Annotated in this window: 21 protein-coding genes and 1 pseudogene; 19 read left to right on the forward strand and 3 right to left on the reverse strand. The window is 73.4% G+C overall.

Annotated elements, in window-relative coordinates; translation table 11 throughout:
* The first annotated feature begins 183 nt into the window (after positions 1-183).
* On the forward strand, positions 184-588 hold the full coding sequence (locus ACFXPK_RS02545; RefSeq protein ID WP_385002459.1) for a VOC family protein: 405 nt from the start codon (positions 184-186) through the stop codon (positions 586-588).
* Here the strand turns inward: ACFXPK_RS02545 and ACFXPK_RS02550 are convergent.
* A complete protein-coding gene (locus tag ACFXPK_RS02550) occupies positions 528-1,322 on the reverse strand; it encodes a helix-turn-helix domain-containing protein (protein ID WP_385070755.1) in 795 nt (264 codons plus the stop codon). The two genes, ACFXPK_RS02545 and ACFXPK_RS02550, sit on opposite strands and share 61 nt — an antisense overlap.
* Positions 1,323-1,428: 106 nt before the next feature.
* On the opposite strand from ACFXPK_RS02550, the gene ACFXPK_RS02555 reads away from it, so the two are divergent.
* Genes ACFXPK_RS02555 through ACFXPK_RS02570 form a run of 4 tightly spaced genes read left to right on the forward strand, consistent with a single transcriptional unit; the run spans position 1,429 to position 8,360 of the window.
* A complete protein-coding gene (locus tag ACFXPK_RS02555; protein WP_385070758.1) occupies positions 1,429-1,869 on the forward strand; it encodes a CU044_2847 family protein in 441 nt (146 codons plus the stop codon).
* On the forward strand, positions 1,866-3,701 hold the full coding sequence (locus tag ACFXPK_RS02560; RefSeq protein WP_385070761.1) for a trypsin-like peptidase domain-containing protein: 1,836 nt from the start codon (positions 1,866-1,868) through the stop codon (positions 3,699-3,701). The genes ACFXPK_RS02555 and ACFXPK_RS02560 overlap by 4 nt, the downstream gene beginning before the upstream one ends.
* A gap of 42 nt (positions 3,702-3,743) precedes the next feature.
* The gene (locus ACFXPK_RS02565; protein WP_385002470.1) at positions 3,744-4,754 is read left to right on the forward strand and encodes an AAA family ATPase; all 1,011 of its coding nucleotides are present in this window, start codon (positions 3,744-3,746) and stop codon (positions 4,752-4,754) included.
* 15 nt (positions 4,755-4,769) lie between these two features.
* A complete protein-coding gene (locus ACFXPK_RS02570) occupies positions 4,770-8,360 on the forward strand; it encodes an SAV_2336 N-terminal domain-related protein (protein ID WP_385070764.1) in 3,591 nt (1,196 codons plus the stop codon).
* Here ACFXPK_RS02570 and ACFXPK_RS02575 read toward each other — a convergent pair.
* Positions 8,357-9,550 (reverse strand): YihY/virulence factor BrkB family protein, encoded by a 1,194-nt coding sequence (locus ACFXPK_RS02575; protein WP_385070767.1) that lies wholly within the window; start codon positions 9,548-9,550, stop codon positions 8,357-8,359. The genes ACFXPK_RS02570 and ACFXPK_RS02575 overlap by 4 nt on opposite strands.
* A 17-nt stretch (positions 9,551-9,567) precedes the next feature.
* Between ACFXPK_RS02575 and ACFXPK_RS02580 the strand changes: the two genes are divergently transcribed.
* The 14 genes and pseudogenes from ACFXPK_RS02580 (at position 9,568) to ACFXPK_RS02645 (ending at position 23,230) form a co-directional block, all read left to right on the forward strand.
* Positions 9,568-11,202 carry an acyl-CoA dehydrogenase family protein gene (locus tag ACFXPK_RS02580; protein WP_385070770.1) on the forward strand — a complete coding sequence of 545 codons (1,635 nt, stop codon included), beginning with the start codon at positions 9,568-9,570 and terminating at the stop codon, positions 11,200-11,202.
* A gap of 260 nt (positions 11,203-11,462) precedes the next feature.
* On the forward strand, positions 11,463-12,722 hold the full coding sequence (locus ACFXPK_RS02585; RefSeq protein ID WP_385002496.1) for a GAF domain-containing protein: 1,260 nt from the start codon (positions 11,463-11,465) through the stop codon (positions 12,720-12,722).
* A gap of 148 nt (positions 12,723-12,870) precedes the next feature.
* Entirely contained in the window at positions 12,871-13,446 is a 576-nt protein-coding gene (locus tag ACFXPK_RS02590) for a GNAT family N-acetyltransferase (RefSeq protein WP_385002481.1), read from the forward strand.
* 162 nt (positions 13,447-13,608) lie between these two features.
* A pseudogene (locus tag ACFXPK_RS02595) lies at positions 13,609-13,680 on the forward strand (putative leader peptide); the annotation flags it as partial.
* A gap of 120 nt (positions 13,681-13,800) precedes the next feature.
* Complete coding sequence (locus ACFXPK_RS02600; RefSeq protein ID WP_385070773.1) at positions 13,801-15,498, forward strand: nitrite/sulfite reductase; 1,698 nt, start codon at positions 13,801-13,803, stop codon at positions 15,496-15,498.
* Positions 15,495-15,671 (forward strand): hypothetical protein, encoded by a 177-nt coding sequence (locus tag ACFXPK_RS02605; RefSeq protein WP_385002487.1) that lies wholly within the window; start codon positions 15,495-15,497, stop codon positions 15,669-15,671. The genes ACFXPK_RS02600 and ACFXPK_RS02605 overlap by 4 nt, the downstream gene beginning before the upstream one ends.
* On the forward strand, positions 15,668-16,366 hold the full coding sequence (locus tag ACFXPK_RS02610) for a phosphoadenylyl-sulfate reductase (RefSeq protein WP_385002490.1): 699 nt from the start codon (positions 15,668-15,670) through the stop codon (positions 16,364-16,366). Before ACFXPK_RS02605 ends, ACFXPK_RS02610 begins: the two co-directional genes overlap by 4 nt.
* Before the next feature lie 35 nt (positions 16,367-16,401).
* Complete coding sequence (cysC, locus tag ACFXPK_RS02615; protein ID WP_385002498.1) at positions 16,402-16,947, forward strand: adenylyl-sulfate kinase; 546 nt, start codon at positions 16,402-16,404, stop codon at positions 16,945-16,947.
* Complete coding sequence (cysD, locus tag ACFXPK_RS02620) at positions 16,944-17,882, forward strand: sulfate adenylyltransferase subunit CysD (protein ID WP_385070779.1); 939 nt, start codon at positions 16,944-16,946, stop codon at positions 17,880-17,882. Before cysC ends, cysD begins: the two co-directional genes overlap by 4 nt.
* Before the next feature lie 2 nt (positions 17,883-17,884).
* Positions 17,885-19,246, forward strand: coding sequence for a sulfate adenylyltransferase subunit 1 (locus ACFXPK_RS02625; RefSeq protein WP_385070782.1), 1,362 nt, complete (start codon positions 17,885-17,887; stop codon positions 19,244-19,246).
* A gap of 252 nt (positions 19,247-19,498) precedes the next feature.
* Complete coding sequence (locus ACFXPK_RS02630; RefSeq protein ID WP_385070785.1) at positions 19,499-20,611, forward strand: ABC transporter substrate-binding protein; 1,113 nt, start codon at positions 19,499-19,501, stop codon at positions 20,609-20,611.
* A gap of 87 nt (positions 20,612-20,698) precedes the next feature.
* Positions 20,699-21,499, forward strand: a complete 801-nt coding sequence (locus tag ACFXPK_RS02635) for an ABC transporter ATP-binding protein (protein WP_384993933.1) — start codon at positions 20,699-20,701, stop codon at positions 21,497-21,499.
* Positions 21,486-22,430, forward strand: a complete 945-nt coding sequence (locus ACFXPK_RS02640) for an ABC transporter permease (RefSeq protein ID WP_384993936.1) — start codon at positions 21,486-21,488, stop codon at positions 22,428-22,430. The genes ACFXPK_RS02635 and ACFXPK_RS02640 overlap by 14 nt, the downstream gene beginning before the upstream one ends.
* Entirely contained in the window at positions 22,430-23,230 is an 801-nt protein-coding gene (locus ACFXPK_RS02645; protein WP_385070788.1) for a sirohydrochlorin chelatase, read from the forward strand. The genes ACFXPK_RS02640 and ACFXPK_RS02645 overlap by 1 nt, the downstream gene beginning before the upstream one ends.
* Positions 23,231-23,300: 70 nt before the next feature.
* On the opposite strand, the gene ACFXPK_RS02650 is transcribed toward ACFXPK_RS02645, so the two are convergent.
* Positions 23,301-24,299, reverse strand: a complete 999-nt coding sequence (locus tag ACFXPK_RS02650; protein ID WP_385070791.1) for a ketopantoate reductase family protein — start codon at positions 24,297-24,299, stop codon at positions 23,301-23,303.
* Positions 24,300-24,338 lie beyond the last annotated feature (39 nt).

Raw genomic sequence — 24,338 nt, forward strand, 5'->3', positions numbered from 1 at the left:
TGGTCGAACGCGATCAGCGGCCCCCCCCCGACCCCGCCCCGCGCCCCCCGGGGGGGCCGCGCTGCGACGCGCGGCCCGCCTTCCGTCGTCCGCGGGGAGACCGCGCCCGGTTCGTCCCCCCGCGGGGAGACCGCGTCCGATTCGTTCAAGACCGGCCGGGAGCGGCGCCCCTACGGTGGGCGCATGACGAGAACCCCCGCTCCACGACTCGACGCGATCGGCCTGGTCGTCTCCGACATGGCCGCCTCGCTCGCCTTCTACCGCCTGCTCGGCCTCGAACCGCCCGCCGGGGCAGAGACGGCGCCGCACGCCGAGGCGACGCTGCCGAACGGGCTGCGGGTCCTCTGGGACACGGAGGAGACCATGCGCTCCTTCGACCCGGGGTGGACCAGGCCCGGGGCCGGCGAGCGGATCGGGCTCGCCTTCCGCTGCGACGGTCCGGCGGCGGTGGACTCCCTGTACACCGCGCTGACCGAGGCCGGGTACCGCGGCCATCTCAAGCCGTGGGACGCGGTCTGGGGTCAGCGTTACGCCGTCGTCCTGGACCCGGACGGCTGCGGGGTCTCGCTGTTCGCGGACGCCGCGTAGGCGCGCTCGTAGGCGCGGAGGGTGAGTCCGGCGAGCGCGCGTGTCTCCCTGGCGAGATGCGCCTGGTCGGCACAGCCCGCGGCGAGCGCGGCGGCGGCGTAGGGCACACCGCGCCGTACCAGCTCCAGCGCGCGCTGGAGCCGCAGCACCCGGGCGAGGGTCTTGGGGCCGTAGCCGAAGGCGTCCAGGGAGCGGCGGTGCAACTGGCGGGAGCCGAGGCCGACGGCGTCGGCGACCGCGGCGACGGTGCGCCCCGCGTTCAGCCCGGTGACGACGGCCCGCAGCAGCGGGTCGGGCGGATCGGCCCCGGCGGCGCACCGGAGCGCCAGTGTCTCCAGCGCGGTGGCCGGATCGGTCGCGGCGGCGACGCGCACGGTGAGCTCGGTGACGGCGCGCGCCTTCGCCGGTGACCAGAGGTCGGCGAGCTCGACCCGCCGGTCGCGCAGTTCGTACGCGGGCACCCCGAGCAGCGCGGGCGCGGTCCCGGGCGCGAACCGTACACCGGCGCAGTACAGCCCGGACATGCCCTCGGGGGTGTACGCGTGGGTGTCGGGACCCGCGACCAGCAGTCTGCCGCCGATCCACAGCAGATCCATGCAGCCGTCGGGGAGTACGGGATACGGAACGGCCCCGGGGTCCCGGGCACTCTTCGCCGTATCCGTATCCGTATCCGTCGTCGGCGACCGGGTCCAGACGATCGCTCCGTCGAGCCGCGACGTCCGTTCCTCATACATACGATTCAGGCTAAAGCCTCGCCCCGCCGACGGCCGTTGATCCAGAATGGTCGCTCTGCGGGGTGTCCGGACGGGGATGCCGCGGCGTCTATCGCGGGGGCGACCGATGACAGCACTGATGGAATTCACCACGGACAGCGGGGCGACCGTCACGGTGGAGGTGGCGCAGGACGCCCCCGGTGCACGGCCGGTGTCGCGCGCCAACTCCCTGACGCAGGCGGGCCGCAGCTTCGACGCGGCGCTCCAGGGCATCCGCGCGGCGGCCGAGTCGGCGCTCACCGTGTTCCGGGACGGCACGCTCCGGCCGGACGGGGTGGAGCTGGAGTTCGGCGTGAAGATGATGGCCGAGGCGGGCGCGGTGATCGCCAGGACGGCCACCGAGGGCCATCTGACGGTGAAGCTGTCCTGGAACCCGGGCGCGGCCACCGCCCCGGCGGGAGACCCGGGCGCGGCTGCGGCCGGGGATCCGGCCCCGGCGGGGGACCCGGGCGCGGCTGCGGCCGGGGATCCGGCCCCGGCGGGGGACCCGGGAGCGGCGGGCCGGTGACGCGTTCGCCCGCCTGGCACGCGCGGATCGACGTCGCGGGGCTGGTCGAGGGCTCAGGTTTCCTCGTCTCCGACCGTACGGTGCTGACCTGCGCCCATGTGCTGGGCCACCACGACCGGGCCGAGGCGGTCTTCCCCGGCGCCCCGGGGCTCGCCCCGCTCGCCGCCCGCGTCGTGGCCCGGGGCGCGTGGGCCGGCGGCGACCGTGATCCGGGGGATCTGGCCGTGCTGGAGCTGGAACGCCCGGTGGCCATCGCGCCCGCGGTCTTCGCGGCGGTCGACGCGCCGCACGCCGCACCGTCGCCGACGCTGGTGGCGTACGGCTTCCCCCACGGATACGGCGAGGAGGGCGTCCAGAGCCAACTTCTCCTCACCTCGCGCCAGTTGATCGGCGCGGAGTGGGCACAGCTCGAATTCGCGCGGGGGTACGGGCAGCAGACCGACCGGGGTTTCAGCGGCGCCGCCGTGATGCTGGAGGGCAGCGGGACGGTGGCCGGCATGGTCGTCTCGCACGACCCGGTGACCCGTAACAGCCGGATGATCCCGGCGACGGTGCTGGCGCGGCACTGGGCGCCGCTGGGCGATCTCGTCCCCACACCCGGCTATCCGGCGGAGGAGAAGCGCGGGCTGCGCAGGCTGATCGCCCGCTCCCCCGCCGTACCGGGCCCGCTGGACCGGCTGCTGCGCGAGGCGGCGGGACCGCTCCGCGTCGACCTGCCGCCCGGCGAGCCGCGCTCGCTGTGGGAGGCGGTCTGGTACCTGCTGTCGGAGTCGACGCCCACCGCCGGCGCGCTGCCCCTGGCCGAACTGGCGGTACGGCTCGGCGGGCTGGTCGGGGACGAGGCGCTGGGGCGGGAGCTGCGGGAGTGGGCCCGTGCCCACCGGGCCCGGCACGACGCGCCGCGGCCGTGGTCCTCCGCCCCGCCGGGCCCGCTGGCACCGCCCGCGCCCGCGCCGCTGTCCGCGATACAGCCGCCCGCGGTGCCGGTGCCCGCGCCGTCGCCCGCGGTGCCGGTGCCGCCCGTGCGCCGCTGGTCACCGATCCTGGTCGAGATCAGACGCAGCGGCGCGGGACGCAACGCGCTGCTGGTGGAGGTCTCGGCGTACCGCGACGGCCGCCGCCGGCTGGTCGGCGAGGAACGGCTGGCGGAGCGCGAGGTCCGCGCCTGGGTGCTCGACCGGATCGACGACGCGTTCGCGGAGATCGACCCGGCGGGCCGGGAGCTGATCGCCTTCGCCCTGCCGCGCGGCTGGCTGAACAAACCGGTCGACCGATGGGCGGGGCGCAAGGCGATGAGCACACCGCTGGGGTGTGTGGCACCGGTGGTGGTGATGGACCACGACCGGCGCGCCAGCGGCAGGCTCCAGTTCCGGCTGAAGAAGATCTGGGACGTACTCGACCGGCAGCCCGGCTCGGCCGTCCACCGGATCTCCTGCACGGGACCGGTCAGACCCGAGCGGCTGACCGTACAGCTCCAGGACGTGACCGGCCCGGTGGCGCTGACCAGACCGCCGAAGGCCCCGCGCGACCGGGCGCTGCACGGCGCGGTGCTGGACGCCCCCGCGCCGATCGTGCTCTGGCCGCGCACCGGATGCCCCGGCGGGGCGGAGTGTGACGGCGCGTGCCGCGGGGAGGAGTTCCTGGACGCGCTGGCCGAGCGGTTGGCGGCGCTGCCGCCGGGTGAACTGCCCGAGCAGATACTCGCGTTGCGCAGGACCGCCTTCGCGCACGACGGCCCGGAACCGCACTGGGCGGCGGAGCTGTCCTTCGTCTGGGAGGATCCCCGCTGGTTCCCCGCCGTCCCCCGGCTGAGCGGGACCCCCGTCGGCTGACCGATCATCCCTCCCCCTCCCCCTCCAGAGCTGGAGCCCCGAATGTCCCTGTGGCCGGTCTACACCGGAGCCGACGAACCGCACGACGGCGTACGGCGGTTGCCCGCGCCGCCGCCGTGGCGGGACTTCGACGGCGGCCCGGCGGTCGAGCCGCCCCCGGACGACGAGGTCTCCTCGCCGGACCGCGAACACCGGGCACGGGCGTACCGGGCGACCGACGAGAGCGTCCAACTGGTCAACGCGGCGCTCTACTTGCGCCGTCCGCTGCTGGTGACGGGACCGCCGGGCAGCGGCAAGTCGAGCCTGCCGTACGCGGTGGCACGGGAGTTGCGGCTCGGCCCCGTACTGCGCTGGAACATCACCAGCCGGAGCACGCTGGGCGACGGGCTCTACCAGTACGACCCGCTCTCCCGGCTCTACGCGGCGGGCCAGGGCCCGCAGGGGCCGGGCGGGGAGAGCGGCGGGCACATCGAGGACCACCTCCGGCTGGGCCCGCTCGGCACGGCGCTGCTGCCGTACGAGCGGCCCCGCGTGCTACTGATCGACGAGATCGACAAGAGCGATCTGGACCTGCCCAACGATCTGCTGAACGTCATGGAGGAGGGGCAGTACGAGATCCCCGAGCTGGTCCGCGCCGCCAGGACCCGGCCCGGCGCGCGGGTGCTGACCGCCGACGCCGACCGGCTGGTGGCGGTGGAGCGCGGCCGGGTGCGCTGCCGGGCCTTCCCGTTCGTGGTGCTGACGAGCAACGGGGAGCGCGAGTTCCCGCCCGCGTTTCTGCGGCGGTGTGTGACGCTGGAGCTGAGGCAGCCGGTCGCGGCCCATCTGGAGGAGATCGTCCGGGCCCACCTCGGGGAGCTGGACGCACCGGGCAGGGAGTTGATCCGTACGTTCCTGGAGCGCGGCAGCGGCGGCGAGCTGGCGACGGACCAGCTGCTCAACGCGATCTATCTGACGCGGACCTCGGGGCTGGCCGGGGCCTCGCGCGAACAACTGGCGGACCACCTCCTGCGCTATCTGAGCCGGGCGCCGGAACCCGACGACGACTTCTGACGACGGCTTGCGACCATGACCCCTGACGACGAGACGTTCCCCGAACTGGGCGCCCTGCGCGAGGTACTGACAGCGGCGAGCGGCGAGCCGCCGACCGGCCGCGAGCTGGCGGAGCTGCTGTGGCTGGCCGCGCGGATGCGCCCCGCGCCGGGACCTCCGGGCGCGTCGGGTACCCCGCCCGGACCGTCTGCCGGCCCGGCCGAGGTCGTGTGGCCGGAGGCCGGCATGGCGGTCGATGTCCCGTCCGTCGAACTGCCACGGATCAGCCGGCCCGGTGCCCGGGACACGCCTGGTGCACCCGCGCCCCGTCCCCCCGAGCCCGTGGTGCTGCGCACCGCCCCCGCGCCCTCCGGCGCCGCACCCCCGGAGGAACGGGAGTCGGCGAAGCCGCCCGGGGTGCTGGCGCCCGCGCCCCCGATGATCTCCCGCCCGCTGGCGCTCCAGCGGGCGCTGCGCCCGTTGCGCAGGACGGTGCCGTCGACGAGCCGACGGGAACTGGACGAGGCGGGCACGGCGTACCGCATCGCCTCGCTCGGCACCCGCCGGGAGCAGTGGCTGCCCGAACTGCGTCCCGCGCGGGAACGCTGGCTTCACCTGAGGCTGGTGGTGGACGAGGGGCCGACGATGGCCATGTGGCAGCCGCTGGCCCGCGATCTGTTCACGGCCTTCGGACAGACGGGCGCGTTCCGCACGGTGGAGCCGGTCCGGCTCGGGGCGGACGGCGCCGTACCGCCACGGCAGTGGACGGCCGGGCGCACGCTGACCCTGGTCATCAGCGACGCGATGGGACCCCAGTGGCGGGAGGGACCGGCGGGGCGGCGCTGGTACGACACCCTGCGGGGCTGGGCGCGGCGGCTGCCGGTGGCGGTGCTCCAGCCGCTGCCGGAACGGATGTGGCAGCAGACCGCGCTCGCCCCGGTGCCGGGCCTGTTCTCGGCGCCGGGCCCCGGCGCGCCCAACACCGCGCTGCGCTTCATGCCGTACGACGGTCCGGCGCGCGGCATCCCCGTACCGGTACTGGAGCCGACGGCGGGGTGGCTCACACACTGGGCGGGGCTGGTGGCCTCGCCGGGCGGCGCGTCGTTCCCCGGCGCCGCCGCGCTGCTCCCGGCGGGGCGGGCCCGTGCCCTCCCGGAAACGTGGCAGAGCGGGGCCACGGAGGGGCTGGTCCCCGAGGATGTCCCGGCCGCCGAACTGGTGCTGCGCTTCCGTGCGGCCGCCTCGCCGCAGGCGGTCCGGCTGGCCGGGCATCTGGCGGTGGGCCCGGCGCACCTGCCGGTGATGCGGCTGGTCCAGGCGGCCGTCGAGGAACACCCCCGGCCGCAGCACCTCGCGGAGGTGGTCCTGAGCGGCATGCTCCGCTCCGTACCGGGCCCGCCCGGCTCGTACGACTTCCGCCCGGGCGTCCGCGAGGTCCTGCTCCGCTCGCTCCCCCGGACGAGCCTGGCCCGTACGGTGGGCCTGCTCGACCGGGTGGGCGCGGAGATCGAGTCCCGCGCGGGCTCGGCACGCGGCGAGTTCCGCGCGCTGCTGGGCGGCGCGGCGGACGGCGAGCCGTTCGCCCTGGTGAGCCGGGACAGCGTACGGCTGCTGCGGGGGCCTGAGCCGCCGGATCCGGAGCCGGTGCCGACGGCGCCCGAACACGAGGTGCTGGCCGGGCGGTACGAGTTGCTTGAGGTCATCGGGCGCGGCGAGCGGAGCCTGGTGTGGCGGGCGTACGACCTGACGGAGCGGCGTCAGGTCGCGGTGAAGTGGGTGCGCGGTGCCGGTCCCGAGATCGGCGCGGTGGCCACCCGGGCCCAGGCGCGGTTCCACCGTGAGATGCGGGTGGTCGCCGGGCTGCGGCACCCGGGCATCATCACCATCCATGATTTCGGCACGGCCGACGACGGCTCCTGCTACGTGGTGATGGAGCTGGTGACCGGCCCCAGTCTCGACGCGCGGCCGGCGGACCCCGGGCATCCGCCGCTCTCCGCGGCCGAGATCACCGACCTCGCCCGGCAGGTACTCGCCGCCCTCGCGTACGCCCATGACCAGGGCGTCTGGCACCGGAATCTCTCACCGGCGAGCATCATCCTGGGGGCGGACGGCGTCGTGAAGACCGGCGGCCTCGACTCCACCCGCATCTCCCAGGTGGCCCGCAGGTCCACGGCCACGGGGATCCCGCAGTACATGTCGCCCGAGCAGATCGCGGGCGGGGAGGTCGACCAGCTCAGTGATCTCTACTCGCTCGGCTGTGTCCTCTACGAACTCGCCACCGGGCAGCCGCCGTTCGCGTACCCGGACATCTGGCGGACGCTCACGGCCCACCGGGAGGAGCGGCCCCGGTCGCCCGGTGAGCTGCGGCCCGGACTGCCCGCCGTGCTGGAGAACGCGATCCTGGATCTGCTGGCCAAGACCCCGGAGGAGCGGCGGCGCGGCGCGGAGGCGCTGACGGCGGAGGGCCTCCCGGACTCGGGGGCCGTTCCAGGGCCCCGGTGGCAGTACGGAGTGCTGGGGCCACTGCGGGCGGTCGACGGCGGGCGGGACCGTACGCCCGGAACGCCCGCAGGACGGGTCGTCCTCAGCAGGCTCCTGCTGGCCCAGGGCGCCTGGGTCTCCCTCGACGGGCTGGTGCTCGCCCTGCACGACGAGCCCTCGACGCGGACGGACGTCCTGGTCGCCGACGCCATCGGTGAACTGCTCGCGGGCGGGCATCCCGTCGTGGAGGAGGACGGCTACTACCGTCTCGACATCGGGCAGGACCAGGTGGACCTGTACCGGGTCGGCCAGTTGGCGGCCGAGGCACAGCAGACCGGGAAGGAGGGCGATCCGGCGCGCAGCGCGGAGCTGCGCCGCTCGGCACTGGCACTCTGGTACGGCGAACCGCTCCGCGGTGTCGAGGGGGAATGGGCCGCGTCCCAGCGGGCGTCACTGCGGGAGTGGCGCTCCGCACTCGAAACTCCCCGGCCCCCGGCCCCCGAGGCGGTGCCGCCTTCCCCGCCCGCCTCCGGTGACGCCGTCCGCCTCGCCATCGTCGTGTACAACGTCCCCCCGGACGACCGTTCCGCCCGGGGTCTCTTCCTCTCCCTGGTCAGGCAGGTCTGCCGGGAGGTCCTCGGCTCGCCCGGCACCGTCGTCGACCACAGGACCCGGCCGCTCACTCCTCTGATCTCGCTCTCGGTGACACCCGATCCCGCGTCCACCCTGTCCGAGGTGCTGGACCGGCTGGCCGGTCCGTTCAGCGAGACCCTCAACGCGAGGATGTCCGCGCCCGGCTTCTCCGAGCCCCCGTTCATGATCGTGTTGATCGATTCGGCCGGAGCGGCCGAAGCACCGAAGCGCCGCACGACTGGGCCAGGAAAGGCGGGCGTCTCGAGGCCCGCGAAGATCACCGTCGTCGCGGCGATGACCGAGGACCTGGTCCGGCGGATCGGCGTGCCCAACGGATTCGTACACGTGGACATGAAGAAGGCTGTGGGGGCCGACGGGCCTCCCCTCTGGCTTCTGCGCATCAGCCCTCCGCAGGAGCAGCCGCGTACGGGCTTTTCCTGGCTGCGCCGGCTCTTCGGCGGCGGCAGCGACGAGAGCCCACCGACCACGCCGCCGCCGGAAGAGCCCTCCTAGGGCGTGTCGTTGCCCTTCCCGCTCCCGCCCTCGCCGCCACTCCCGCCCGGCTGCTTCGGGTGCCGGTGCCGCCCCCCGTGCAGCCGCGCCGTCACCCGTGACTTGACGTCGTCCGGCGGCAGGAACTTGGACCAGCGCTCCGGGAACTCCGACGGCATGTCCGGATCGGTCACGTCGTCGTCCTGCGGGCCCTCCGCCGGCGCCGAGGCGCGGGCCATCAGCTCCGCGGCCTGCGCCGCGCGCAGCCGTTCGTTGGCCGCGCGGGCCGCGGCCGTGGAGACCGACGGCCAGACCCGGTCGATCGCCGCGTTGACCGCCGCCCCCACCAGCACCGCGAACGCGGAGACTCCTATCCAGAGCAGTACGGCGATGGGCGCGGCCAGTGAGCCGTAGATCGTGGGACCCTCGACCGCGTTCGTCAGGTAGATCCGGAGCAGGAAGCTGCCCAGGACCCACATGCCGAGGGCGACCAGCGCGCCCGGCATGTCCTCTATCCAGCGGGATCTGACCGGTACGGAGACGTGGTAGAGCGTGGTGAGGAAGGCGATGGAGAGGACGATCACCACGGGCCAGTAGAGGACGCTGACGACCTCCGTGCCCCAGGGGATCAGTTCGACCACCCGGTCGGGGCCGACCACCGCGAGGGGCAGCACCACCGCGCCGATCACGATCGCCACCACGTAGAGCAGGAAGGCGAGCAGCCGGGTGGCGACGATGCCGCGCCGCCCGTCGAGGCCGTACATCACGGTGATGGTGTCGACAAAGACGTTCACCGCCCTCGATCCCGACCAGAGCGCGATCGCGAAGCCGAGGGAGATGACGTCGGGCCGGCCGCCCCGGGTGAGGTCGGCCAGCAGGGGCTTGGCGATCTCGTCCACGCCGCGTGCCGAGAGGACCGTGCCCGAGGCGCTGAGGATGTTCCGTTCCATGGAGGCGACCGTGGTCGAGTTGGTCCAGTCGTCCACGTAGCCGAGCAGGCCGATCAGCCCGAGGAGCAGCGGCGGCAGGGAGAGCAGGGTGAAGAACGCCGCCTCGGCCGCGAGGCCCAGGATCCGGTACTCGATGCACGAGTTGACCGTGTCTTTCAGCAGCAGCCAGGCCATCTTCCGCTTGGATACGTTGCGGTAGAGGACCCGGGCCCGGTGGAGTCGGCCAGTCGGCCGCTCAGGTGTTTCTTTTGCTGCCTGCACCTCCTTACCGTATCGGCATGGCAGCGAGCACCCACACAGTGACCAACCAGGTTCCGCCCCTGGTGGGGTACGACGTCTTCCGCGCGGACCGGGTCCTCGGCGAGGCCGTGGAGCGGCACAGCGCGCCCGGTCTCCTCGACACGACCCGCGCGGAGCTCTCGGCGCGCGGCGGCGCCGCCGGGTCCGCCGAGGTCCAGGAGTGGGGGGCGCGGGCCAACGACCACTCCCCGGTCCTGCGCACCCATGACCGGTACGGGAACCGGATCGACGAGGTCGACTTCCACCCCGACTGGCATCACCTGCTCGGGCGGGCGGTCTCCTCGGGACTGACGGACGCCTGGGGCAGGGCGGACGGCCATCTGCGGCGCGCGGCCGGATTCCTGGTGTGGAGCCAGGCGGAGGCGGGGCATCTGTGCCCGGTGTCGATGACGCACGCGGCGGTGCCCGCGCTGCGGGCGGATCCGGTGCTCGCGGCCGAGTGGGAGCCGCGGCTGACGGCGCACGTGTACGAGCCGGGGCTGCGGCCCGCCGCGGGGAAGAGCGGCGTCCTGTTCGGCATGGGCATGACGGAGAAGCAGGGCGGCAGCGACGTACGGGCGAACACGACGGCGGCGGTCCCGCTGGACGCGTCCGGGGAGTACGTCCTGACCGGGCACAAGTGGTTCTGTTCCGCGCCGATGTCCGACGGGTTCCTGGTCCTCGCGCAGGCACCGGGCGGGCTGACCTGTTTCCTCGTGCCGCGGGTGCTGGCGGACGGCACGCGCAACGTCTTCCGCCTCCAGCGCCTCAAGGACAAGCTGGGCAACCGGTCCAACGCCTCGGGCGAGGTCGAGTTCGACGGGACCTGGGCGCGCCGGGCCGGCGAGGAGGGGCGCGGGGTCCGGACGATCATCGGGATGGTCGCGGCGACCCGGCTGGACTGCGTGGTGGGGTCGGCGTCGCTGATGCGGCAGTCCGTGGCGCAGGCGGTGCACCACGCCACGTACCGCGCGGCCTTCGGCGGTGAGCTGGTCGACAAGCCGCTGATGCGCAACGTCCTGGCCGATCTCGCGCTGGAGTCGGAGGCGGCCACGACGCTCGCGCTGCGGCTCGCCGCGGCGTACGACGCGGACACGGAGGAGGAGCGGGCCTTTCTGCGGCTCGCGGTGCCGGCGGCCAAGTACTGGGTGACCAAGCGGGCGGCGCCGCTGGCCGCCGAGGCCCTGGAATGCCTGGGCGGCAACGGGTACGTGGAGGAGTCGGGGATGCCGCGGCTGCTGCGCGAGTCGCCGCTCAACTCGATCTGGGAGGGCGCGGGCAATGTGCAGGCGCTGGACGTGCTGCGGGCGCTCCAGCGGGAGCCCGCAGCGCTGAACGCGTTCCTCCAGGAGGTGGGGCGGGCCCGGGGCGCCGACCACCGGCTGGACCGTGCGATCAAGGACCTGCTGACCGAACTGGCCGATCTCGACGGGATCGAGGCCAGGGCGCGGCGGCTGGTGGAGCGGATGGCGCTGGTGCTCCAGGGTTCGCTGCTGGTGCGGTGGGCGCCGCCGGAGGTGGCGGACGCGTTCTGCGCGTCACGGCTCGGCGGGGACTGGGGCGCGGCCTTCGGCACCCTGCCGCACACGCTCGACCTGGCGTCGGTCGTGGAGCGGGCGCGGCCCGTCGTCTGACCGGCCGTTCACGCCAGAGGTGGTGCCGCGCCGACACGGCGCCACCTCTGACCGGTAGTCACTTTCACGCACGTGTCAGCGATGCGCCAGGGTTGCAGGCCGTTGCAGAAGAATCGATACGGCACCTTGAGACCCGACATGGCGCCCCTGGTGCCCTGGAGACCCCGATGAACGACACCCCTGTGCAGGACCTGCCGCCGGAGGACACCTCCGTGCGGGATCTGCCGCCGAAGGATCCGCCGATCGATCTGAACCGCCTCATGGCGATGGGCGGCGACCGCGCCGGACGGCTGCTGCGGCGGGTCCGGGACGCGTCCCTGGCCGGTGAGCGGCCCCCGGTGGCGCCCCGGCCGGTGATCGGCGCTTCCTGGTCGCGGGCGCTGGGCATGGGCCTCGACCCCGACCGTCCGGCGGGCGGCGGCGCCCTGCTCGGCCGGGACGAGCTGGAGCACCGGCGGCGCACCTCGGCACTGGGCGAGGTGACCCGGTCGCTCGACAAGGCGCTCGGCGGCATCGTGAACGCCTCGGCCCAGGTCATGGTGGTCGGCGACGCCGAGGGCCGGGTGCTCTGGCGCGAGGGCGGCCTCGGGGCGCTGCGCCGGGCCGGTGCCGTCTGCCTGGAGGAGGGCGCGAACTGGTCGGAGCGGGGCACCGGGACCAACGCCATCGGTACGGCGCTGGCGCTCGGCGGGCCGGTCCAGGTCCACTCGGCCGAGCACTTCGCGCACGCCCTGCACTCCCTGACCTGCGCGGCGGCCCCGGTCCGCGACCCGAGGGACGGGCGGCTGCTCGGGGTGATCGATGTGAGCGGCCCCGCGGCGGGGTTCCATCCGACGACGCTGGCGCTGGTCACCTCGGTCGCCCGGCTCGCCGAGAGCGAGCTGCGCGAGCGCCACGCGCGGAGCGTCGAGCGGCTGCGCTCGGTGGCGGCGCCGATCCTGTGCCGGCTGGACGGGCGCGCCCTGGTGGTCGACGTCCACGGCTGGACGGCCGCGGTCACGGGCATGGCGCCGGTGGACCGGCTGCCGCTGCCCAAGTCGCTCGGGGCGGGCCCGCTCTGGCAGCCGTCGCTGGGCATGTGCACGGCCGAGCCGCTGCCCGGCGGCTGGCTGATCCGGGTGGACGGGGGACAGCGCGCGGACGGGCCGCCCGGCCGGGTGGTGCTGGATCTGAGCGGGCCCCGGCGCCGGTCGGTCACCGTGTCGGGCCAGGCGGGGAGCTGGACGCAGGAGCTGACCCCGCGCCACGCCGAGCTGCTGTACGTCCTGGCGGCGCACCGGGCGGGCCGCAGCGCCGCCGAGCTGGCCGCCGACGTCTTCGGGGACGCCGGCCGCACGGTGACGGTCCGGGCCGAGATGTCGCGGTTACGGCGCCGTCTCCCGGGGGTGCTGGCGCACCGGCCGTACCGCTTCGGCGAGGAGGTCGAGGTGGAGCTGGTCGCCCCGGAGCACCCCGCGGAGCTGTTGCCGCACTCGACGGCGCCCGCGGTGGTGAGCGCCCGGGGGCTGCCTCTGCCCTGAGGGCCCGCCGCCGGGGTGTCCGCACCCGGGACGAGGGCCCGCCACCGGAGTGGACGCACCCGGGGACAAGGGCCCGGCGCCGGGTTGCCCGCACCGGGGACGGGGGCCGCCGCCGCCCCGTCCGCCGCGCCGTGGTCTCCTGGCCCGTATGACCATCACCGTGACCACCTGGTCCCTGGAGCAGACCTCGCCCGCCGATCTGCGGCCCGCCGCGGCTCCTCCGGGCGACGGGGTGCGGATCGTACGGGCCGAGGCGCCCTCGCCCGAGTTCAGCCGGTTCCTGTACACGGCCGTCGGCGGCGACGTCCGCTGGACGGACCGGCTGCCGTGGACCTACGCGCGGTGGTCGGCGTATCTCGCGCGGCCCGGTGTGGAGACCTGGGTGGCGTACGAGAACGGCACCCCGGCCGGGTACATCGAGATGGAGGCGCAGGAGGGCGCGGCGGTCGAGATCGCGTACTTCGGGCTGGTCCCCGCCTTCCGTGGCCGCCGGATCGGCGGCCACCTCCTGTCGTACGGGGTGGCGCGCGCCTGGGACCTGGCCGAGCGGTGGCCGGGGGCCGATCCGGTGAAGCGGGTGTGGCTGCACACCTGCTCGAAGGACGGCGAGCACGCCATGGACAACTATCTGCGGCGGGGCTTCCGGCTCTTCGGGACGGAGACGGCGGAGGAGCCCGAGGTGGCGTCCCCCGGCCCGTGGCCCGGCGCGCACCCGGCGGCCTGACCCGGACCGGGCGTACGGAACGGCCCCGGATCAGGGGTTAAACACCGACACTCCGTGACGGACAACACACCGTCTCACATAGCGGTACGTTATGGTCCACATGATGGATAACGGTGGACTGGCCAGAGATCCGCGTGACACGCTTCCGTCATGTCCAGCTCTGGAATCGCCTTGGTGAGTCGACGGCACGTCGATCTCTGCCGCATGTCCAGCGCCATCTGTCCGGCGGGCTGAGAGTCCCAGCACCGCCGCGTTCACCCCTTTTCCCTGTCCCTGCTTCCGCGCACCGCCGCGTCCGCGCGCCCGTGCGGCTCGGAGCAGCCCTCCCGCATGTCTCGAATGGACGTAACCGCCATGGCCGTCACGCCGGAACAGCCGTCCCCCGCCACGCCACGCCGCAAGGTGAGCCGTCACCGCGGCGAGGGCCAGTGGGCCAGGGGTCACTTCACTCCGCTCAACGGCAATGAGCAGTTCAAGAAGGACGACGACGGTCTCAATGTGCGGACACGCATCGAGACGATCTACTCCAAGGCCGGTTTCGACTCGATCGACCCCAACGATCTGCGCGGCCGGATGCGCTGGTGGGGGCTGTACACCCAGCGCAAGCCCGGGATCGACGGCGGCAAGACCGCGATCCTGGAGCCGGAGGAGCTGGACGACGAGTACTTCATGCTGCGGGTACGGATCGACGGCGGGCGGCTCACCACGGAGCAGCTCCGGGTCATCGGCGAGATCTCGCAGGAGTTCGCGCGCGGTACGGCCGACATCACGGACCGGCAGAACGTCCAGTACCACTGGATCCGGATCGAGGACGTCCCGGAGATCTGGCGGCGCCTCGAAGAGGTCGGGCTCTCCACCACCGAGGCGTGCGGGGACACCCCCCGGGTGATCCTCGGCTCGCCGGTCGCCGGGATCGCCGAGGACGAGATCATCGACGGCACCCCCGCGATCGACGAGATCCAGCGCCGCGTCATCGGCAACCCGGACTTCTCGAACCTGCCGCGCAAGTTCAAGTCGGCGATCTCCGGATCGCCGTCGCTGGACGTGGCCCACGAGATCAACGACATCGCGTTCGTCGGGGTGAACCACCCCGAGCACGGCCCCGGCTTCGACCTCTGGGTGGGCGGCGGACTCTCCACCAACCCCAAGATCGGCCAGCGCCTCGGCGCCTGGGTGCCCCTCGACGAGGTGCCGGACGTCTACACCGGGGTCATCTCGATCTTCCGCGACTACGGCTACCGCCGGCTGCGCACCCGCGCCCGGCTGAAGTTCCTGCTCGCCGACTGGGGCGCGGAGAAGTTCCGCCGGATCCTGGAGGACGAGTACCTGGAGCGGAAGCTGATCGACGGGCCCGCCCCTGAGCAGCCGCTCCAGCGGTGGCGCGACCACGTCGGTGTGCACCGTCAGCGCGACGGCCGCTTCTACGTGGGCTTCGCGCCCCGCGTCGGCCGGGTGGACGGTGTGAAGCTGGCGGAGATCGCCGCGCTGGCCGAGGCCCACGGCTCGGGCCGGCTCCGTACCACCGCCGAGCAGAAGATGATCGTCCTCGATGTGGCCGAGGACCGGGTCGACTCCCTGGTCGCCGGTCTGGAAGCGCTGGACCTGCGCGTCAAGCCCTCGCCGTTCCGGCGCGGCACGATGGCCTGCACCGGCATCGAGTTCTGCAAGCTGGCGATCGTCGAGACCAAGGAGCGCGGCGCCACCCTCATCGACGAGCTGGAGCGCCGTATCCCGCACTTCGACGAGCCGATCACCATCAACATCAACGGCTGCCCCAACGCCTGCGCCCGTATCCAGACCGCGGACATCGGTCTCAAGGGCCAGCTCATGCTGGACCAGGACGGCAACCAGGTCGAGGGCTTCCAGGTGCACCTGGGCGGCGCGCTGGGCCTGGAGGCCGGGTTCGGCCGCAAGGTCCGGGGGCTGAAGGTCACCTCGCAGGAGCTGCCCGACTACGTCGAGCGGGTCCTCGGACGCTTCGAGAAGGAGCGCGAGGACGGCGAGCGCTTCGCCACCTGGGCGGCCCGGGCCAGCGAGGAGGCCCTGTCATGAGCGAACGCGCGGCCCCCTTCTACTGCCCCTACTGCGGCGACGAGGACCTGCGCCCCGGCGAGCAGGGTCACGGCGCCTGGGAATGCGGAGCGTGCAATCGGGCCTTCCAGTTGAAGTTCCTCGGGCTGCTCGCCCGGGGGCTCCGGCGAAGTGACGGAGGGGAAGAGACATGACGGCACTGACGGAGACCGACGATCCCCGGGCCCTCGCGGAAGAGGCGGGGCGCGCCCTGGAGGACGCGTCGGCCCTGGAGATCCTGACCTGGGCCACGGACACCTTCGGCGCCCGGTTCTGTGTGACCTCCTCGATGGAGGACGCGGTGGTCGCCCACCTCGCCGCCCGGGTACGGCCGGGCGTCGACGTGGTCTTCCTGGACACCGGCTACCACTTCCCCGAGACCATCGGGACCCGGGACGCCGTGGACGCGGTGATGGACGTGAACGTCATCACGCTCACCCCGCGGCAGAGCGTCGCGGAGCAGGACGCCGAGTACGGCCCGAAGCTGCACGACCGCGACCCGGACCGGTGCTGCGCGCTGCGCAAGGTCGGGCCGCTCCAGGAGGGCCTGACCGGGTACGACGCGTGGGCCACCGGGCTGCGTCGCGACGAGTCCCCGACCCGCGCGAACACTCCGGTGGTCGGCTGGGACGAGAAGCGCCGCAAGGTGAAGGTCTCGCCGATCGCGCGCTGGACGCAGGACGACGTGGACGCGTACGTCCGGGAGCACGGGGTACTCACCAACCCGCTGCTGGAGGACGGTTACGCCTCGGTCGGCTGCGCGCCGTGCACCCGCCGGGTGCTGGCGGGCGAGGACGCGCGGGCCGGCCGCTGGGCGGGCCGGTCCAAGACCGAATGCGGGCTGCACTGATGACGGTCCACCAGGAACAGGAAGTGGAGAAACGGTTGAGCGCGACGGAACGGGGCGCCACGGTCTGGCTCACCGGGCTGCCGAGCGCCGGCAAGACCACCATCGCGGTCGCGCTGGCCGAGCGGCTGCGCGGCGAGGGACACCGGGTGGAGGTGCTGGACGGCGACGAGATCCGGGAGTTCCTCTCCGCGGGCCTCGGTTTCAGCCGCGCGGACCGGCACACCAACGTGCAGCGCGTCGGCTTCGTCGCCGAACTGCTCGCGGCCAACGGCGTCAAGGCGCTGGTCCCGGTGATCGCGCCGTACGCGGACAGCCGGGAGGCCGTCCGCGAACGCCACCGGGCCGAGGGCACCGGGTATCTGGAGGTGCATGTGGCCACCCCGGTCGAGGTGTGCTCCGTACGCGATGTGAAGGGCCTGTACGCCAAGCAGGCGGCCGGCGAGCTGACCGGGCTGACCGGGGTCGACGACCCCTACGAGGCCCCCGGGGCACCGGACCTGCGGATCGAGTCGCACACCCAGTCCGTCGAGGAGTCCGCCGCCGCGCTCCACGCGCTGCTCACCGAGAGGGGTCTCGCGTGACCACCACCGTCGCAGCCGTCACCGAGGGCACGAACGCACCGTACGCACTGAGCCATCTGGACTCCCTGGAGTCCGAGGCCGTCCACATCTTCCGCGAGGTCGCGGGCGAGTTCGAGCGGCCGGTGATCCTCTTCTCCGGCGGCAAGGACTCCATCGTCATGCTCCACCTGGCACTGAAGGCCTTCGCCCCGGCGGCGGTACCGTTCTCCCTGCTGCACGTCGACACCGGACACAACTTCCCCGAAGTCCTGGAGTACCGCGACCGCACCGTGGAACAGCACGGACTGCGGCTGCACATCGCCTCCGTACAGGAGTACATCGACGCCGGAAAACTACGCGAGCGGCCCGACGGCACCCGCAACCCGCTGCAGACCGTGCCCCTCACGGAGAAGATCCAGACCGAACGGTTCGACGCGGTCTTCGGCGGCGGACGCCGCGACGAGGAGAAGGCACGCGCCAAGGAACGGGTGTTCTCCCTGCGCGACGAGTTCTCCCAGTGGGACCCGCGCCGCCAGCGCCCCGAGCTGTGGCAGCTCTACAACGGCCGGCACGCCCCCGGCGAACACGTCCGGGTCTTCCCCCTCTCCAACTGGACCGAGCTGGACGTCTGGCAGTACATCGCCCGCGAGGGGATCGAACTGCCGGAGATCTACTTCGCCCACGAGCGCGAGGTGTTCAGCCGCAGCGGGATGTGGCTGACCGCCGGTGACTGGGGCGGCCCCAAGGAGACCGAGACCGTCGAGACGCGCCTCGTGCGCTACCGCACCGTCGGCGACATGTCCTGCACCGGCGCCGTCGACTCCGACGCCACCACCCTCGACGCGGTGATCACCGAGATCGCCGCCTCCCGGCTCACCGAGCGCGGCGCCACCCGCGCCGACGACAAGATGTCCGAGGCCGCGATGGAAGACCGCAAGCGCGAAGGGTACTTCTAGCCATGCCGAGCACGCACACGCACACCTCGGATCCGCTCGGCGGGCCGCTCGCGGCGACCACGCTGCTGCGCTTCGCCACCGCGGGCTCCGTGGACGACGGCAAGTCCACCCTGGTGGGCCGGCTGCTCCACGACTCCAAGTCGGTCCTCACCGACCAACTGGAGGCCGTCGAGCGGGCCTCCCTGAGCCGCGGCCAGGAGGCGCCCGACCTGGCGCTGCTCACCGACGGACTGCGCGCCGAGCGCGAACAAGGCATCACCATCGACGTCGCCTACCGCTACTTCGCCACGCCCCGGCGACGGTTCATCCTCGCCGACACCCCGGGCCATGTGCAGTACACCCGCAACATGGTCACCGGCGCCTCCACCGCCGAACTGGCCGTGGTCCTGGTGGACGCCCGCAACGGCGTGGTCGAACAGACCCGCCGCCACGCCGCCGTCGCCGCGCTGCTACGCGTCCCGCACGTCGTCCTCGCCGTCAACAAGATGGACCTGGTGGAGTACGCGGAACCCGTATTCGCCCGGATCGCCGAGGAGTTCACGGCGTACGCGGCCTCCCTCGGCGTTCCGGAGATCACCGCGATCCCGATCTCGGCGCTGGCCGGCGACAACGTCGTGGAGCCGTCCGCGCACATGGACTGGTACGGCGGCCCGACGGTGCTGGAGCACCTGGAGACCGTTCCGGTCAGCCACGACCTGACCGGCTGCCACGCGCGGCTGCCCGTCCAGTACGTGATCCGGCCGCAGAGCGCCGAGCACCCCGACTACCGGGGGTACGCGGGCCAGATCGCCGCGGGCACCTTCCGGGTGGGCGAGGAGGTGACCGTCCTGCCGTCCGGCCGTACCTCGAAGATCGCCGGGATCGACCTGCTGGGCGGGGCGGTGGACATCGCCTGGACCCCGCAGTCGGTCACGCTGCTGCTCGACGACGACATCGACGTCTCGCGCGGCGATCTGATCGTGCCGACCGGCGACGCGCCCGCCACCACGCAGGACATCGAGGCGACCGTCTGCCATGTGGCCGACCGGCCGCTCGGGGTGGGCCAGCGGGTGCTGCTGAAGCACACCACCCGTACGGTCAAGGCGATCGTCAAGGACATCCCGTCCCGGCTGACGCTGGACGACCTCTCCCAGCACCCGGCGCCGGGGCAGCTCGTCGCCAACGACATCGGCCGGGTCGTGGTCCGTACGGCCGAGCCGCTGGCGCTGGACGCGTACGCGGACTCACGGCGTACCGGATCGTTTCTGCTGATCGACCCCGCCGACGGGACGACGCTGAGCGCCGGTATGGCGGGCGAGGCGTTCGCCGACGGCGACGCCGAGGCCGCCGCCCCGGCGGCCGACGACGAGGGCTGGGACTTCTGATGGCGGGCGTCGCACACGACGTCTACGCGACGTTCGCGAAGGAGGGCGGCCGGGTGGGCAGCGGCGCCCTCGGCGCGGGGACGGGCGGGGTGGCGCGATGTGCGCGATGACGTACGCGCACCGCTCGCGCGCCCGTATGCCCCACCAGCCGCACCCGTCCCACGCGTCTCGCCGAAGATCTGCCGACATCCCGGCCACGCCCCCCTGTCCGACCGGGGCGTGAGCACCGGGCCAACGAGAGGAACCCCTCCCGTGCCTGCCTCCCGCACCGTCCCGCGCCGCCGACTGGCCGCCGTCGCCGCACTGCCCCTGCTCGCCGTCGTGCTCTCCGCGTGCGGCTACGGCTCCGCCGCCGACTCCTCCTCCGAGGAGTCGGGCCCCGCGCCCACCGGCAAGGCGCTGTCGGCCGACACCGTGCGCGTCGGCTACTTCCCGAACCTCACGCACGCCACGGCGCTGGTCGGTATCGGGAAGGGCATCCTCCAGAAGGAGCTGGGCGGCACGAAGGTGTCGGCCACGACGTTCAACGCGGGCCCCTCCGAGATCGAGGCGCTCAACGCGCGCTCCATCGACATCGGCTTCATCGGCCCCTCCCCCGCCATCAACGGCTACACCCAGACCGCGGGCAAGGGGCTGCGCATCATCGGCGGCTCCGCGTCGGGCGGGGTGAAGCTCGTCGTCAACCCCGAGAAGATCAAGTCCCTGGCCGACGTCAAGGGCAAGAAGATCGCCACCCCGCAGCTCGGCAACACGCAGGACGTCGCGTTCCTGAACTGGATCTCCGAGCAGGGGTGGAAGGTCGACGCGCAGTCCGGCAAGGGCGATGTCTCCGTCGTCCGTACGGACAACAAGATCACCCCGGACGCCTACAAGTCCGGCGACATCGACGGCGCGTGGGTGCCGGAGCCGACCGCCTCCAAGCTGGTCGCCGAGGGCGCCAAGGAGATCCTGGACGAGTCGACGCTCTGGCCCGACCAGCAGTTCGTGATCACCAACATCATCGTGTCGCAGACGTTCCTGAAGGAGCACCCGGACGTCGTCGAGGCGTTCCTGCGCGGCACGGTGAAGACGAACGCGTGGATCAACGCCAACGACGCCCAGGCGAAGGCGGCGGCCAACGACGCGCTGAAGAAGCTCTCCGGCAAGGCACTGCCCGCCGACGTCCTGGACCCGGCGTGGAAGTCCATCAAGATCACCGACGACCCGCTGGCCTCGACGCTCCGCTCGGAGGCGGACCACGCGGTCAAGGCAGGACTGCTGAAGAAGCCCGACCTGAACGGCATCTACGACGTGCGGCCGCTCAACAAGGTGCTGAAGGCCGAGGGGAAGACCGAGGTCGGCGACGCGGGTCTCGGCGACCGGTAGATCCGTGACGCCGTACGCACGGGCGGGTGCGCACACCCGCACCCGCCCCCGCACCCGAAACCCCCGAAACCACACCGTTCCCAGGAGGTGACGACCGTGGCATCGACCCTTGCCAAGGCCGCCGAGGCCACCCCGGCGGTGGACCACGCCGCCCGAATCGCGCACGTCTCGAAGTCCTTCGCGACCCCTGCGGGGCGGCAGCTCGTACTGGACGACATCACGCTCGACGTCGCGCCCGGCGAGTTCGTCACCCTCCTGGGAGCCTCGGGCTGCGGCAAGTCCACCCTGCTCAATCTGGTCGCCGGGCTCGACCGGCCGTCCACCGGGTCCATCGAGACGCCCGGCGGCCGGCCCGCGCTGATGTTCCAGGAGCACGCGCTGTTCCCGTGGCTCACCGCGGGCAAGAACATCGAACTGGCGCTGCGGCTGCGCGGGGTGGCCAAGCAGGAGCGGCGCGGCGAGGCGGAGCGGCTGCTCGGGCTCGTCCGGCTCGACGGGGCGTACGGCAAGCGGGTGCACGAGCTGTCCGGCGGGATGCGCCAGCGTGTCGCGCTGGCCCGCGCACTCGCGCAGGACAGCCAACTGCTCCTGATGGACGAGCCGTTCGCGGCGCTCGACGCGATCACCCGGGACGTGCTGCACGACGAGCTGACCCGGATCTGGCGGGAGACCGACCTGTCGGTGCTGTTCGTCACGCACAACGTCCGTGAGGCGGTACGGCTCGCCCAGCGCGTGGTCCTGCTGTCGTCCCGGCCCGGCCGGGTGGCCCGCGAGTGGCGGGTGGACATCCCGCAGCCGCGCCGTATCGAGGACGCCGCGGTCGCGGAGCTGTCCGTCGAGATCACCGAAGAACTGCGTGGGGAGATCCGCCGTCATGGCCAGCACTGAGACGACGTCCGAGCAGGGGACGCCGCGCGGGGACGCGACCGGGCGGGACGCCGCCGAGCGGGACGCCGCGCCCGGCGTCGACCTGGCCGGTCTGGGCGCCGGGCTCGACGCGCTGGACACCGTACAGACCGGGCGCACACCGCTGCGCCGGACGCTCGTCTCGAAGGCGCTGCCGCCGGCGATCGCCGTCGCGGTGGTGCTGGTGGTGTGGCAGGTGCTGGTGTGGGCCGAGGTGACCGACAGCTACAAGCTGCCGTCGCCGGGCGCGGTGTGGGGCGAGGTCTCCGACGCGTGGGCGCAGGGCACCCTGCTCGGCTACATCTGGACCAGCGTCTCGCGCGGTCTGCTGGGCTTCCTGCTGGCTCTGCTGATCGGCACCCCGCTGGGGCTCCTGGTGGCCCGGGTGAAGTTCGTCCGCGCGGCCATCGGCCCGATCCTCTCCGGGCTCCAGTCGCTGCCGTCGGTGGCCTGGGTGCCGCCGGCCGTGATCTGGCTCGGTCTCAACGACTCGATGATGTACGCGGTGATCCTGCTCGGCGCGGTCCCCTCGATCGCCAACGGGCTGGTCTCCGGGGTCGACCAGGTGCCGCCGCTCTTCCTGCGCGCCGGGCGCACGCTCGGCGCGACGGGGCTGCGGGGCACCTGGCACATCGTCATGCCGGCCGCGCTGCCCGGCTATCTGGCGGGGCTCAAGCAGGGCTGGGCGTTCTCCTGGCGCTCGCTGATGGCCGCGGAGATCATCGCGTCCTCACCGGATCTCGGCGTCGGGCTCGGTCAGTTGCTGGAGAACGGCCGTACGGTCGGCAGCATGCCGATGGTGTTCCTCGCCATCTTCCTGATCCTGATCGTCGGGATCGCCATCGACCTGCTGATCTTCAGCCCGCTGGAGCGGCGGGTGCTGCGCGGGCGCGGCCTGCTGGTGAAGAGCTGATGGCGATGACAGGAGCCGTGCGCCGTCTGCTGTCGTACCGCGCGCCGCGGCCCGTGCTGCTGCTCGTGGCGCACGGCAGCCGCGACCCCCGGCACGCCGCGACCGTACGCGCCCTGACCCGGCGGCTGCGGGCGCTGCGGCCGGGGCTGCGGGTGGAGACCGGGTTCCTGGACTTCGACACCCCGTCCGTGGAGAGCGTCCTCGACCGGCTCGCGGTGGAGGACGTACGGGAGGTGGTCGCGCTGCCGCTGCTGCTGACGCGCGCCTTCCACGCCAAGGCCGACATCCCCGCGGTGCTGCGCGCGGCGACGCTCCGCCATCCGCGCCTGCGGATCCGGCAGGCCGGGGTGCTCGGCCCGTCGCCGCTGCTGGGCGCCGCGCTGGAACGGCGGCTGTACGAGGCGGGCCTGACGCCCGCCGACAAGTGCTCGACCGGGGTCGTCCTGGCCTCGGCGGGCTCCTCCGACCCGGAGGCGATCGCAGTGATCGCTGATATCGCGCGGGAGTGGCGGCACACCGGTTGGTGCGCCGTGCGGCCTGCGTTCGCCTCCGCATCCCTGCCCCGCACCGAGGACGCGGTCCGCGCGCTGCGGGTGGAGGGCGTCCGGCGGGTGGCGGTGGCCCCGTACGTCATCGCCCCGGGCCGGCTCCCCGACCGGATCGCGGCGGGCGCGCGGGAGGCGGGCGCCGATGTACTCGCCGGGGTGCTGGGCGCGGCGCCGGAGGTGGCGTCGCTGCTCCTGCGCCGCTACGACAGCGCGGCGGCGGCCCCGGCCAGGGAACTCGTCGGCCACGCGTGAGGCGTGGGCCGTCAGCTCGGGCGTGCGGCGTCAGCTCGCGGCGCGGGCCGCCAGCCTGCGGCGCGGGCCGTCAGCCTGCGGCGTCGATGAGGGCGGCCAGCTCCGCGACGCTCATCGAGCCCGGCGCGCGGTGCTCCCGCGCGAAGGCGTTGGCGGTGCGCTGGAGCGTGTCGTTGACCGGGGTGGGGACCCCGTGGGCCCGGCCCAGCAGGGCGATCTCGCCGTTCAGATAGTCCGCCTCGATCGTGCCCGTGCCCCGGCTGAGGCTCTGCCAGGACGAGCCGTGGCCGCGCTCGACGCCGCTGTCCGGAGCGAAGGTGATGTGGTCGCCGCGCGTCTCGGCCTGCTCCTCGGGGCCCGCGTATGCGATGCCCGCCGCGTCGAGGACGGCAGCGCCCTCCGCCGTGGCGCGCCGGACCAGCTCCCAGCTCTCCTCGCCGATCGCCCCGGTGACGGCCTCGATCGCGTTGGCGAGGTTGGCCAGCAGTTTGGCGTACTTCCAGCGCATCACGTCCGGCACGACCGGCGCGAGGAGCTTGCCCTTCTCGATCCCGGCGGCGATCGCGGCGGCCGTCCCGTCCGTCCCCGAGGGGTACCGGCCGAGGTGCAGCATGCCGGTGTACGGGGCGCCTCCGGCGCTCACCGCGCCCGGTTCGACATAGGTCGCGGGCAGCCAGACGCACATCGCGTACACGTGCCGGAAGCGGCGCAGGGCGAGCCGCTCGCTCTCCACCCCGTTCTGCGCGCAGACCAGCGGCAGCACCTCGCCCGCCGTACCGCCGCCCGCGACGGGCCGGGCCGACCAGGCGTCCAGCGCCGCCGTGCTGTCCTGGGTCTTCACGGAGAGCACCAGGACGTCGTCCGGGCGCAGGTCGAGGGCGTCGGGTCCGTCGACGACCGGCAGCCGGTGCGTGCGGGTGCCGTCCGGTGTGGTGAGCCGCAGGCCGTGGTCGCGCAGCGCCGCGTGGTGCGCGCCTCGCGCGACCAGGACCACGTCCTGGCCCGCCTCGGCGAGCCGGCCGCCGACGCTGCCGCCGACCGCTCCCGCCCCGATGATGACGTAACGCATCCCGACCCCCGTTCCGGTACGACGCCTTCAGCATAGGCG

The sequence above is a fragment of the Streptomyces sp. NPDC059142 genome, assembly GCF_042755665.1.
Taxonomy (GTDB): domain Bacteria; phylum Actinomycetota; class Actinomycetes; order Streptomycetales; family Streptomycetaceae; genus Streptomyces.

What these genes read in the sequence shown, in the direction of transcription:
- ACFXPK_RS02580 (WP_385070770.1), top strand. Translation starts at nt 9,568, where the DNA reads ATGGCAGCGAGCACCCACACAGTGACCAACCAGGTTCCGCCCCTGGTG.
- ACFXPK_RS02565 (WP_385002470.1), top strand. Translation starts at nt 3,744, where the DNA reads ATGTCCCTGTGGCCGGTCTACACCGGAGCCGACGAACCGCACGACGGC.
- ACFXPK_RS02585 (WP_385002496.1), top strand. Translation starts at nt 11,463, where the DNA reads ATGGCGATGGGCGGCGACCGCGCCGGACGGCTGCTGCGGCGGGTCCGG.
- ACFXPK_RS02550 (WP_385070755.1), bottom strand. Translation starts at nt 1,322, where the DNA reads ATGTATGAGGAACGGACGTCGCGGCTCGACGGAGCGATCGTCTGGACC.
- ACFXPK_RS02545 (WP_385002459.1), top strand. Translation starts at nt 184, where the DNA reads ATGACGAGAACCCCCGCTCCACGACTCGACGCGATCGGCCTGGTCGTC.
- ACFXPK_RS02600 (WP_385070773.1), top strand. Translation starts at nt 13,801, where the DNA reads ATGGCCGTCACGCCGGAACAGCCGTCCCCCGCCACGCCACGCCGCAAG.
- ACFXPK_RS02640 (WP_384993936.1), top strand. Translation starts at nt 21,486, where the DNA reads ATGGCCAGCACTGAGACGACGTCCGAGCAGGGGACGCCGCGCGGGGAC.
- ACFXPK_RS02555 (WP_385070758.1), top strand. Translation starts at nt 1,429, where the DNA reads ATGACAGCACTGATGGAATTCACCACGGACAGCGGGGCGACCGTCACG.
- ACFXPK_RS02605 (WP_385002487.1), top strand. Translation starts at nt 15,495, where the DNA reads ATGAGCGAACGCGCGGCCCCCTTCTACTGCCCCTACTGCGGCGACGAG.
- ACFXPK_RS02650 (WP_385070791.1), bottom strand. Translation starts at nt 24,299, where the DNA reads ATGCGTTACGTCATCATCGGGGCGGGAGCGGTCGGCGGCAGCGTCGGC.
- ACFXPK_RS02610 (WP_385002490.1), top strand. Translation starts at nt 15,668, where the DNA reads ATGACGGCACTGACGGAGACCGACGATCCCCGGGCCCTCGCGGAAGAG.
- ACFXPK_RS02625 (WP_385070782.1), top strand. Translation starts at nt 17,885, where the DNA reads ATGCCGAGCACGCACACGCACACCTCGGATCCGCTCGGCGGGCCGCTC.
- ACFXPK_RS02590 (WP_385002481.1), top strand. Translation starts at nt 12,871, where the DNA reads ATGACCATCACCGTGACCACCTGGTCCCTGGAGCAGACCTCGCCCGCC.
- ACFXPK_RS02570 (WP_385070764.1), top strand. Translation starts at nt 4,770, where the DNA reads ATGACCCCTGACGACGAGACGTTCCCCGAACTGGGCGCCCTGCGCGAG.
- ACFXPK_RS02645 (WP_385070788.1), top strand. Translation starts at nt 22,430, where the DNA reads ATGGCGATGACAGGAGCCGTGCGCCGTCTGCTGTCGTACCGCGCGCCG.